The organism is Variovorax sp. ZS18.2.2 (assembly GCF_024701975.1).
In the GTDB taxonomy this organism is placed as follows: Bacteria; Pseudomonadota; Gammaproteobacteria; order Burkholderiales; family Burkholderiaceae_C; genus Variovorax.
This window is the reverse complement of sequence record NZ_JANLNM010000015.1, coordinates 61750-73176: the sequence shown is the minus strand read 5'-3', so window position 1 is coordinate 73176 and position 11427 is coordinate 61750. Positions and strand designations below refer to the sequence as shown.

Genomic DNA, 11427 nt, shown 5'->3' with positions numbered 1-11427 from the left:
TCAGCGAACCTCGAGTTCGTCCTGCAGCGCGGACTGGCCTGCCAGCATCTGTGTCTGGGACAAACCCGCCACCTTGCCCAAGAGCGTCATCACTGGCTCGCTCAGTGCGCCCAGACGTTCCGTGGAGATGCCGCGCATGGCGCGATCCCACTGGCTGAAGGTTGCGGGCAGCGCCCGCCTGGCCGCTTTGGCTGCCGGCGCAACGCACTTGAGTGCTTCGGCCATCGGCGTCTTGACTTTCTCAATACCGCGGCGGCTGATGCAGAAGAACTCGCCCGGTGCCAGTGCGCTGAGATCGCCGAAGTCGATGCCGGAGTCCTTGAACTGCGGCGCCAGCGCCGACCATGCGGCGGCGTCTTCCTGGCACCCGATGAACGTGAGGTTCTTGTTTGCGAAGATGAGGCGGTGAATACTGCCGGTGTAGCGCAACGCGGTGACGTAGAGGTCGAGTGCGCGCTTGCGCCCGCGGCCGACGAACTCGTTGATGATGTCGGCGGCTTCGCCGATGCTCTCGGAGCGTTTGCGGGATGCGCTGAAGAGTTGACCTTCATCGATGACAACGAAGAGCGGCTTTCGGAAGCGGTCTGCGGCATCCAGGATGACCTGCCCGTAGGGCACGAACTCGGCCGCATCGGTGGCCCGGACCACGACAATCTTCCTGTCCCGCCTTTCCAGGCACTGGTACAGCTCTTCCTCGTCCTTCACAGCATCGCCGTACATCAGTTCCATCTCGCCTTCGGGATCGAAGATGACTGTGACCCAGCCCTGTTCGGCGAGTTGCTCGCCGATCAGCTGCCCGACGTTGGTCTTGCCGCATCCGCGAGGGCCCACGCCCACAGCCACCAGACCGGTTGTCGCGTACTCGGACAGGTCAAGGGGTTGACCACCGATCTCGAGAACGGCCTTCAACATCTCGTCGCGCCGAATCAGTGAGTGCTTCGTTTCGCTGGTCATGGGTTCAGTCCTCCTTCGCGCCGAGCACGATGTCTTTGAGCTCGACCACCTGTTTCGCATTGAGCTGGAAGACCACGGCGAAATCGTTGATCACCTGCTCATTGATCTGCTCCAGCACGCCGGCGCGGCGCGCATGTGCAAGCAGCTTGCGCACGCTGGGCCAATCGCGTCCCAGCAATGCGGGATTGCTGCCGCCATGAACTTCCTTGATGGTCGTATTGAGTTGCTCCAGGGTGTACGGCTCCTCATCGGGTCCAAGATCAGAAACCAGTCGGTCGTTCAGGACGCCAAGCAGCTTCGGTGCCGGCATGAAGGCACCGATCTTTCGAATCAACGCAAGATCGGCGTCGTTGAAGCCTCGGGGTAGTTGGTCGGGTGAGTGCCTGGTGCCGTGCGGGCCTGTCGGCACGGGCAGTGGATCGCCCATCACCGCCTTGACGAGGTTCGCGAAAGGTAAGGTTTTCGCATGAGGCGTTGCCGACACATGAGGTTGGTGGCCGTTCATGCTCATACGACACCACCAGTCTCTGCTTGTGGCATCTTGGAATTGGCCGAGTACTTGATGGCATCAAGTGCTGTGCAAAGTTCCAAGGCAAGAGTCTTTGCGACATTGCCGTGAACGCCCGTACTCGCTTCCAGCACGAGGCGACCTATTGCAATGCGGTCGGTTGTCTGTGGCATTGCGGTGCTGCTGCTGTGCAAGCAGCCAGAGTTGTCCATCTCTGCAGCACCATCCTTGGCGGCAAGAGTATTGCGCAGGTATTCAAGCCTGCTTGCGTCGATGGCATCTCCAGCATGCTTGTTGGAGCGAAGCAGGTATGCCGCGCGCTTCAGGCTGTTATCAAGGCAGTTTGGGATGGATTCGAGTGGAGCGGGCTCCCACACCAGCGCCTCGCCCTCGCTGTTTGCAGGTGGAGCGGAAAGGGCGGTGGTGAGCGCCGCTTCGAGAGCGGAGCGCTCGGTATCGCTGGTGCTGTTGTCAGTCGCGCACTCCAGCGATCGGTGGGCGCTGGCGTAGCCGTCAGCCAACTGCATCAAGTCCAAAACGCTTGTCGGCGCTTGTGGAGTTTTGGGGGCGATCTCCTTGCACATCCGGATCACCTCTCTGTTGTGCAAACTGGGACGCACCCTCAGCGGGTGCGGCCCGTGCCTTCGCCGGTGGTGAAGTTGAACGTCTTCGAGAACTCCTGCGCGCCGTTCTTGCCGGTGATCTTCACCGTGTACTCGGTGTTCGGCGTCAGTGCGGCATCGGGAATCAGCAGGGCCTGATGCCCGGCCAGGCGCGCGTTGACATCGTTGGCCTTTGTCACCGTCGCTCGCAACGTCACGGGCGTGTTGCCGCTGGCAGTCACAAGGCTTGCCGACGTCACCGCGAGTGCGCTTCCCGAACGGACAGCTACCAGGATGGGATGTCCGAGCGGGCTTGCCATCAGGTCCCGACCTGGCACCGGACTCGGCGTCTCGTTCACCAACTCGAAGAAAGTGCCCGATGTACCGGCGCAGGGGTAGGTCAACACCTGATCGCCTGAGGGCTCCTGCGCGCCGGCTATCTCTGTGAAGCCCAGCTCGAACTGCTCGACAGTCCGGGCGCCTTGCGTGGCGGTCGTTCCCAGATCGTCGCTGCCGCGGATCGAGATCCCGACATCGCGGTATCCGCCCGCCATGCCCAGCAGGTGGTACGGCGCCGACAGCAAGGATCTCACACTGAAGACGCCCCGGCCCGCAAGTGAAGCCGAACCGGACATGAGCGTTTGCTCCTCAGTCACGCTGGCCGCCTTGTAGCCGGCTGCGGCCGCGCGATCCGCAGGGGTGACGCCCGTGAAGCCCGGCGTGCCGGCGACCTGGTTGTGCCCGACGTAGTTGTTGTTGATCAACCAGTCGGCGTGGCCCTTCGCGGCGGCATCGAGTCCGCCGTTCTGAGCAAGCTTGCCAAAACCGCACCGTGCGCGCTCGGCGTTCAACAGCTTGAACGCCGCGTCTTCCTCGGAGCCAGCCGAGTAGGTTGCCGCGGGGACACTGGCCACGATCGTGCTCGGTGTCGATGAGGGCGTATCCGGTGTCGGTGTCGGTGTCGCCACCGGAGTGACGGGCAGTGGGAGAACAGGCATCCCGCCCGCGCCTCCCCCGCCACCTCCACCACCGCACGCGGTCACTGCGATGGCGCACATCGTTGCCGTGACCAAGGACCAGTATGAGGAGAAAAGCCCGCGATGGCGGGAACCCCGAGTCACGATTTTTTCCAGGTTCTTTTGCATGATGCGATCCTCCGATTGAGTGGTTGTTGAAACAGGGATTGAAAGACTGATGGGTTGCCCGATGACCGTTGCCGGTTCAAATAATGTAGAACAACAAATACAGCGATGCAAGCTGTTTTTGTAGAACATATACTGATGCACATGGAACCAGACAAGAAACAACGAGGACGTCCGCCCACGCCACCGGAGGAAAAGCTGGAACTTCGCGCGATGCGCCTGAAGCCGGCGCATTGGAAGAAGATCGAGGAGTTCGGCATGCCCTGGCTTCGAAGGCTCATCGAGCGTGCGAAGGGACCCTCGAAACCGCTGTAGCGCATGGAGTCGGTCTGCGGGCTGTCGACCAGACGATCCGCTCCTGATGCACGCCGACACGCGTGGCCAGCTTCGTGTACGCGATCGACACGAGGCTTGGCAGCCAGAATCGCCACCGTCTAGATGGGACCGCCAGGCGCCTCTCCATCGGTATGACCCCAATTGCCGTAGTAACCGGATCCAGGAGGGCATAGATCGGTCGGGATAAACGGCCACGGTGGAATGGGGAAACCAGTGATGCAAAGCCCCTTTGCTCTTGAGCAACCCGTGGCATAAATGGAGCAGTTGTTCCAATCGAACTGACCTACGACTCGGCCGCCCGCGTTGTTGTTTGCAGCGCTCAGTGCCTGGTTGGCCACGCTCAAGGCCTGAGCCGCTGTGCCCGATGCACCGTTTGTCAGATTGACCGCATGGTTCGCGGTGTTTTGAACATTCTTGATGTTGTTGTTGATCGAGGTTTGGTCGATCGCAACGACGGCGCGTCGACCGGAATCACTCGAGTTGGCCGGAAGGCTCTGGGCGAAGGTGCTGCCGACTACAAAGCACGATGCTACGGCGAGCACGAGGGCGCGGCGCGGCGCGGCTCTGTTCGATGCGCGGTTTGATTTCATCTCGATTCACTCCTTGGGTTCTGGTTTCAAAGGACGTTGCAATAGATCTGCAGGATTGCGCTGGCCGAGGGCGTGGCCGAGAGCGCGCCGCCGGCGCCGTTGGTGAGCTGGACCAGCCAGGAGGCGCCTTGGTCGATCGTGAAGCGCGCGAAGCCGCCGTCCGGGCTGGACTCGACCTTCGCTTGCAGATATGGGATCGGTGTCGATGTCTGACCTGGCGCCGCAGCGCAAGTGGGCTTTTGCACATCCGATCCGTGGGTCACCTCATAGGCAGTCACGAAGGTCAGGTGCGTCGTGATGTCCTGAATGCGGAACCACCGCAGGCCGCCCCCCGTGGGGTTCGCGCGGCAGACGCTGGCCGTGGAGCCCGAGCCGATGATCGGGATCTGGTAACCGAGCGCGCCCGCTTGGATGCAGGCAGCGCCGGGCGTTGCCGGCGGCAGGAAGTCCTGCATGAGGTTCCAGGTGCCGTTGAAGCAGTAGAGCTGCCGGCCTTGCGCATCGACAGCGCCTTGTCCATCGACAGGGCATGTGCCGCCCGCGGCCGCAACGGTGGCCAGCGGTGTCCAGATCGAGTTCGAGCACATGACGCCGGTCGCACCGGTGCTGGAGCGGCCGACCGCGCCAGGCTCGCTGCATGCGGAGCCCGGCACATAGATGCCCGTCGGGATGAGGCGGTTCGCGGCCACCCGGCCGGAGGTCTGGACATAGGCCTCGGTCGCATCCCGCGTGATCACCGTCCATTTGCCGGGCGCGGTGGGCGACCAGCCGGCCGGATTGTCGGAGGCCATGACGCTGCCGCTGGCCACGACATCGGTGGCCCGCACGCCGCCGGCCCAGCCTGGCGGCAAATCGTTGGGGTCCAGGCAGTTGAACCCGCCGCGACCATCGGGCTGCAGCCGGATGCAGTTGTTGACGTCGACCGCGCCCGTCGTCTTGAGCGTGTTGTTGACCGTCACAGGCCCGTTGAAGGTCGAGGCACCGCCGATGGTCAGGTTCTGTCGAAGGGTGAGGTTGCCCTGGAAATTCGGGTCGCGCGGATCGTTGAGGACCAGGAAGCGTCCGAAGCCGCTGGCGCCAAAGCCCACGCGCGCCCCCACGACACCCTCGGATGTGCCCAACGGGTTCGGCAATGTCATGCCGTTGATCCCCACCAGATTGCCGGGATTCGTGGCCATTGCAACGAGTACGTCGCCGCCCACCTTCTCGATGATGGCCCCTACCGGCACGCCAGCGATGTTCGTGGTTCCTGGAGTCCGGATGGGTTGATCGATGTAGACGGCGCCGGAGATGTTGCATGCCGTACCGGTGCAGCCCGCGGGGATCCGCGAAAGCACAATTCGGTACACCCCGCTGTTGAGCTGCGCAACCGCGCTCGTACCAGCTGGCAGGTACTCCATCGAGACCAGGTTCGCGATGGTCGGCGCGAAGCTCTGGCCGTTGGTCGCGCCGGCGGCGAGCGTCGTGCCCGCCTTGGCGACGGGCAGGTTCATCTGCAGTGCCGGGTAGTTCTCCATCGTGTAGTTGTTGACGGCGTCCTTGATCAGGTTCAGGACATCGCCCTGGAGCCGGCCGCTGGTCACGCGCTGCTCCAGTTGCCTCGCTTCGATCTGGCCGGCCGTGATGGTCGCAATGATGACCAGCGAGAGCAGGACCGAGAGGATGGAAACACCCGACTGCCTGGCTCTCGCGCGCGGGACACGGAGTTTTTTCATGGATCGGTCCAGATTGAAGCGGTTGCGCAGTGAGCAGTCGTGAAGTTACTGACCGCGGCCGAAGGCGATGTTCAGCGCCACGGTTGCGGTGGCATCGCACGCGGTCGACATCGTGGCGACGTTCACTGGCGCGTCGTTGGGCTTGACCGTCGTTGCGCCCACGGCGATCCGACGGGCGAGGGTGTCGATGCCGAGCACCAGGTCCTGGCAATCCTCGCGGTTCACGTTTGCATACCCGAGGATCAGCCCGTCATTGGCGGTCGTGATCGTGGTCGGGGTGAAGGTGATGGCGCCGTTGTAGCGGTTCTGCGCCGTGTTGGTTCCCGGCACGCGCAGGCGCCCGGGCACCACGCCGGACTGAATCGCGATGGCCGTCGTGACCGCGCCGTACTGGTTGGCATTGCCGTAGAGCTTTTGCGAGCCGGCGATCATGGATGTCATCTCGGCCTGGGCGGCTTCGATGCGGGCCTTGCGCTGTGAATCGGTGTACAGGTTGTAGAGCACGGCCGAGACGGCGGCCGTGATGACCAGGCCCAGCAACACCCCGATGATGCTGGCGCCGCGTTGGCGGGCGGCCGAGCCGATGCGGCGGGCGAATTGGCGAGTGGGTGGCTGCTTGTTTTGAGCAGAGGATTTGGTCTTCGAGAACATTGGGATGACTCCACTAGGTTAAAAAATGGGGACGATTCCCCGATCGGCATGAACAAAAAGAAAGCTGTATGAATCAAGGATCAGTGCTGCGTACTTCGCTGCAACATGCGCGTGGGCGAGGCTTCTTCGGAAAGCGCCGAAGCTATGGTCATCGTCCCGAGGGAGAGAACCACAGCGATGGACAGGAAGAAGCCCGTGAGCGACCAGTTCACGGTTTTGGCGGAGACGGAGACACGGTTTTCGAGCGTCGCGATCTCGCTGGTTCCCAGCATCACGAGGGCTTCGCCAAACGAACTCGATGAGTCGAGCAGGCTCGCCAGCCTGGCCCTCACGGTCGGTGGCATCAGCCCACGACCGAATGCCGCGATGTAGTCCGTCGGGTTGTCTTCGATCGAGCGGACGATCCGCGCGAGATGCCATCTCAACCAAGGACTGGCGCTCGCGCGCATGGCCTCCAGCGCTTCGCGCAGCGTCTTGCCCGATCGGATCATCATGGACATCGAAGTGAGGACGACCGCCGCGTTGTAGTCGCGGTAGAGAGAAAATCCAGGCCACGACTCCACTCGCAGTCGCCCGCTTCCGATCCACCGCGGCAGCATGTTCATGAACACTGCAACGGCCGCGACTGTCGCGATGCCGATGACTAGCGCATACGCGTTGATGGTCTCGGCCAGCCAGCGGACGAGTCCGTTGTAGCCGTGCCAGATCTCGGGGGGCGATTCTTTTGCGATGCCGACCACGATGGTCGAGGTGGTGCCGCACAGGGCGCCGACGAGCGGAATGGCGATGAGGGGAACCATCAGTTCGAAGCGAACGGTCTTGAGGGTACGCAGCTGAAACTCCACGGCATCGGCACTGACGTTCAGGGCCTCGACCTTCCTGGCACCCGCATCGTCGACGGCCCGCATGAGCAGCTGGTCCGATGCCGGAGCGATGCCGCGCATCAGGTCCGAGAGCGAGCTGCCTTGGCCGCTGGCCAGACGCTTGGACATGGCCTGATAGACGCGCAACGATGTCGTGTTTCGCAGCAAACGTGCATTGGAGGCCTGGCGCTCGAAGAAGTCGCGGATGCCGACCTTTCGTTTCAGGGCGTCGGCCAGGTCACGGTAAAAATTGGCCCGCTCGAAAGACCAGAGAAAACAATAGAGCCTGAAGAGCAGTCGGTTGAAGTTCATGATGCTTCTTGTCCTTACGTGCCTAAACGACGCACGTTCACTTCGTGTCTGGACATCACGCGAGGCCATGTATCGAATGCAGAGCAATTGCGGGCGTCGACCAGGCCGTGAAGGGCCTTGTGCAGCGTGTGCTCGAAGATGGTCTTGCCGGTCATGTCGGGGTCCATCAGGTCGCGGCTGGTGCGACTGGCGCGGTAGACCTCCATCGCCTCGGTGTCCCGCTCCTCGCGGATGTGCTTGAGCCAGTCTTCGTCGGGCATCAGCATCTCCGCGACCACCGTGCGTCCGAGAGTCCCCCTGCCCTGACATGCGGGGCATCCACCCGGTCTCTTCCAGCGAAGCGCACCCGCGCTCTGACCCAGCGTTCGCACGTTCGCCATGATCTGCGTGACGCGTCGATCCTTCTCGACCTCGACGCTGGTCATCGCGCAATGCGGGCACAGCAGCGGCACCAGGGCCTGGTAGACCAGCAGCGTCAACATGTTGGGGGCGGTGAGGACCGAGCGGGTCATGCCGATCTCCGGATCGACAAGACGCGGAACGATCCCTGAGAGCAAGTGCGCGTGGACGGTGCCCAAGCCCATGTGCCCGCTCTGGGCTATCTGGCGGGCGGCGTTCGCCGAGTGCCTGTCGCGGATCTCGCCCACCATCACCACATCGGGGTCCATGCGCATGTACGCCGAGATGACTTCGGAGAAGCGCTTGGCGGATTCCTGCGGGTTGGACAGATCGCGCTGGATCGGATACTGGTGCGCGCCCCGGATGGGATACTCGACCGGATCCTCGATCGTCATCACATTGCTTGTCGGCGTGGCGGGATTGAGCTCGATGAAGCTCTTGAACATCGTGGTCTTTCCCGAGTTCGTGACGCCGGCCACGCAGATCAGGCCGCTGGGCGTCTCCATCGCGCTTTCCAGCAACGCGATCTGGGAGGGCGCGAAGCCCAGTTCCACGAACGTTCGTGTGGGTTGATCGTCTCCCACGGGAAGAATCCGAAGCACCGCCTTGGGACCTTCGTTGCCCTTGGTGGACTGGAATCGCAGCTTGAGGGAATGCCCTGGGATCTCTTTGTAGGGCACCATGCAGTACAGGTTTTTCTCCGCGTCGAAGAGTGAATCCGAACCCGACTTCTTTTCCTGATCGTTGTTGTAGAGCGAGGCCATGCACTCCAGGATGAAGTTGGCCGGATAGTGGCCACCGTTGGCCGTGCGCATGGGCTCCACCTCGCCGTCGATCCGAAACCGCACTTCGCCATTGGAGCCGTGCGTCTCCAGGTGGATGTCGGATGCGCGGTTGTCCACGGCGTAGCGGATCCACTCGTCGGCCGCCTGCATGTACGGGCTCAAATGGCGCGCGGCCGCGGGTACGCTTGTCGCCTTGCCGCCGGCCACATGGATTTCCTTGATCACGGATGCGGGCGCGGAACGCAACGCCACCGTATAGGCCTTGCCCCGCAGCGTTCCCTTGATGGATTCCAGCAGTGCCTGCTGCGCGCCGGCGTGCACGATCACCGCGCTGCGACCGGCCAGCTCGATCACGACCACCTGATCGTGATCGGCCTTGACCAGTTGCACGACAGGTCGCTCCCCGAGCGTCATCACGCCGAGGAACTTGGGGACATCGGCGTAAGTGCGATAACTTCCGGGCGCCTCATCGGCTTTCCCTTTGGCTATCGCGCGAGCAGCATCGGATGGTTCGCCGGGTCCGCGCGATTCACGCAGTTGCACGACGCGATGATCGACGTCAGCAGCAAGACTTTCGCCAGGGGCATCGCGATTCGCGGGAGGCGGGGCCTTGGCATGCGCGCGTACTTTCGTAGCGGGCACGCTGCGTGCATCGCCCCTGGCCTCGTCGTGCGAGTGTGGGGAAGAGTCTCTTCTAGAGAACCAGCGCATGATCAGACGGCTTCGCCAAGGACAAGGATGCGCTGGCCGCAACGCGACTTCTCGCTCGCGTCTTGCGCGGTGCAGGGCTTGAACAGTACCAATCCGCGTTGGTCGATCGCGGAGATGCGATTGCCATAGACCTGCATGCCGACGAGTGCGAGCGCAAGTCCTTGGCCCGACGCAAGTTCCGCGACCCAGACTCCGTTGCGCGCGTACAGCGCGTGCAGGACGATCTTGGGTCTCGCGGCAAGCGCCGCGCGACGTGTCGCGGCTTTCGTCTCCTCTGCTTCCACCTTCGTCGGCTCGAGCCGTTCGGGTTTCGGGGTCGCGGCGGCCTGGGCGTCGGCCAGGTCCTTCTGGCTCTTGAGCAACTCGGCCTGTTGCTTGGCGCGTTGCACGGCCGCGAGTTCGCCGAGCGTTTGCGCGCCGGCGGCGGGGCATGCGAGCAGTGCCGCGCAGGCCATGGCCGCAGCGATCGTGGCAATGACGCCCGATGGCACCCGGTGAGGGTTATCGTGGTGCTGGTTAATTGCTGGTGACATAGTAGTTTCCGGTCATGCGCCCCTTGGCACGCGCGAGAGGTTCTTGCTTGGCATCGCCGATCTCGATGCTCCAGGCCGTCCAGCTCACGTTGGTGGGCGCCGTTGCCACGGCTTCCTGAAGTTGGGGCAGGGGGATCGCATCGAGATCGAACTTGCCCGTGGCGAGAGCAGCGGGGTGCTTGAAACTCGCCGGCACCCCTTCGGCCTGTGGCCACAACTGCTGCGGTGTGAGCTGGATCGACAGACCCGCGACCAGCCAGTCCTGCAGCTTCGAAGCCTCGGGGCCCTGCACGAAGGCGGTCATCGCCGGCAGTTGCGTCTCCGGATTCAGGGCGGCCGTGGCCAGCGGCTGGTTCCACGTCATGCGTGCTTGGTTCAGGTCGATGGCCTCGGCCGGCACCAGCGTGAGGAACGGGACGGCCTTGGCCAAACCCTCAAAGGTTCCGGTGGTGCGGGCGTAGAGAACTTCGCAGCCAGCATGGGCCGCACATCCAATGCGCGAGGCATTCCACCCTTCGGGGCTCAATGGCACGCGCATGGCGAAATCGATCCCCGCCTTGATGGCCTCGCGCTGGATGCCGACGTCCTGACGCGCCGCCGCCAAAGCATTGAGGTACTTGGGCACTGGATCGGCTTCGCGCTGACGCTCGAGAAGGGCCAGGCGCTCCTGTTCCTTCTTCCATTGCATCCAGTACTGCAAACCGCCCAGTAAGCCTGCGACCAGGAATGCAGCGATGGCCAGCCTGCGCACGTTGACGGGGACGGCCTTGATGACGCTGTCCTTGCCGGCGGCATGGCCGATCGCCTCCAGCAGATCCTGGTGGACCAGGGCGCCCGGATATCTCACCACGTCGTCGCTGAAGACGGAGATGTCGTCTTTAAGGTACGCCGATGCAAGATCGAATGCCGCGTTGTGGTCGGTCTCGACTTTGTCGAGCACCGGCAAGCCGTTGATCACGACTACGACGGCACATCGGCCGTCGGCCAGGCGCACGCTCAGGAGCGCCTTGCTGTGCTCTGCGCTCCAGGTGGCGAATGCGCTTGCCAGGGAATGCGCACCGCGGGGAAGCGATTCGCCCTCGGGCGGAAGATAGAAGCCGACCTTGCCGCGTTTGACGAGGATGGTTTTACCACGCTCGCGCAACTCCTCGGGAACGCTCGACACCGCTTGTGCCAGGTGCCGGGCCGCGATGTCGCCCGCCAGTTCCCGGATGCTCGCGTCGAGCTCCCCGGTTTTGACCACGGCGGGCAGCAGCCGCCACTCGAGGCCGCCAATCAAAATCGGCTTGCCCCCCGGAGCCGTGTAGACAACGTTGCTGGACATGC

At 63.2% G+C, this 11427-nt stretch carries 12 protein-coding genes; 1 reads left to right on the top strand and 11 read right to left on the bottom strand.

Annotated elements, in window-relative coordinates:
• From NU688_RS33045 to NU688_RS33030, 4 genes are read right to left on the bottom strand one after another with little or no spacing between them, the layout of a single operon-like run.
• Positions 1 to 954, bottom strand: a complete 954-nt coding sequence (locus NU688_RS33045; RefSeq protein ID WP_257865187.1) for an ATP-binding protein — start codon at positions 952 to 954, stop codon at positions 1 to 3.
• A 4-nt stretch (positions 955 to 958) separates the two neighbouring features.
• The gene (locus NU688_RS33040) at positions 959 to 1465 is read right to left on the bottom strand and encodes a hypothetical protein (protein WP_257865186.1); all 507 of its coding nucleotides are present in this window, start codon (positions 1463 to 1465) and stop codon (positions 959 to 961) included.
• Positions 1462 to 2046 (bottom strand): hypothetical protein, encoded by a 585-nt coding sequence (locus tag NU688_RS33035; protein WP_257865184.1) that lies wholly within the window; start codon positions 2044 to 2046, stop codon positions 1462 to 1464. The genes NU688_RS33040 and NU688_RS33035 overlap by 4 nt, the downstream gene beginning before the upstream one ends.
• Positions 2047 to 2084: 38 nt before the next feature.
• A complete protein-coding gene (locus NU688_RS33030) occupies positions 2085 to 3209 on the bottom strand; it encodes an Ig-like domain-containing protein (RefSeq protein WP_257865182.1) in 1125 nt (374 codons plus the stop codon).
• 105 nt (positions 3210 to 3314) lie between these two features.
• On the opposite strand from NU688_RS33030, the gene NU688_RS33025 reads away from it, so the two are divergent.
• Complete coding sequence (locus NU688_RS33025; RefSeq protein WP_257865181.1) at positions 3315 to 3521, top strand: hypothetical protein; 207 nt, start codon at positions 3315 to 3317, stop codon at positions 3519 to 3521.
• A 119-nt stretch (positions 3522 to 3640) separates the two neighbouring features.
• Here NU688_RS33025 and NU688_RS33020 read toward each other — a convergent pair whose 3' ends face one another.
• From NU688_RS33020 to NU688_RS32990, 7 genes are all read right to left on the bottom strand, one after another.
• Entirely contained in the window at positions 3641 to 4132 is a 492-nt protein-coding gene (locus NU688_RS33020) for a hypothetical protein (RefSeq protein ID WP_257865180.1), read from the bottom strand.
• Positions 4133 to 4158: 26 nt separating this feature from the next.
• The gene (locus NU688_RS33015) at positions 4159 to 5847 is read right to left on the bottom strand and encodes a hypothetical protein (RefSeq protein ID WP_257865179.1); all 1689 of its coding nucleotides are present in this window, start codon (positions 5845 to 5847) and stop codon (positions 4159 to 4161) included.
• A gap of 45 nt (positions 5848 to 5892) precedes the next feature.
• Positions 5893 to 6498 carry a type 4 pilus major pilin gene (locus tag NU688_RS33010; RefSeq protein WP_257865178.1) on the bottom strand — a complete coding sequence of 202 codons (606 nt, stop codon included), beginning with the start codon at positions 6496 to 6498 and terminating at the stop codon, positions 5893 to 5895.
• Positions 6499 to 6578: 80 nt separating this feature from the next.
• Complete coding sequence (locus NU688_RS33005) at positions 6579 to 7673, bottom strand: hypothetical protein (RefSeq protein ID WP_257865177.1); 1095 nt, start codon at positions 7671 to 7673, stop codon at positions 6579 to 6581.
• A 14-nt stretch (positions 7674 to 7687) separates the two neighbouring features.
• Positions 7688 to 9400, bottom strand: coding sequence for a GspE/PulE family protein (locus NU688_RS33000; protein ID WP_257865176.1), 1713 nt, complete (start codon positions 9398 to 9400; stop codon positions 7688 to 7690).
• Positions 9401 to 9570: 170 nt separating this feature from the next.
• Positions 9571 to 10059: a hypothetical protein gene (locus tag NU688_RS32995; protein WP_257865173.1), complete on the bottom strand. Its 489-nt coding sequence runs from the start codon at positions 10057 to 10059 to the stop codon at positions 9571 to 9573.
• Between the two features lie 25 nt (positions 10060 to 10084).
• Positions 10085 to 11425, bottom strand: a complete 1341-nt coding sequence (locus NU688_RS32990; protein ID WP_257865172.1) for a type 4b pilus protein PilO2 — start codon at positions 11423 to 11425, stop codon at positions 10085 to 10087.
• Positions 11426 to 11427 lie beyond the last annotated feature (2 nt).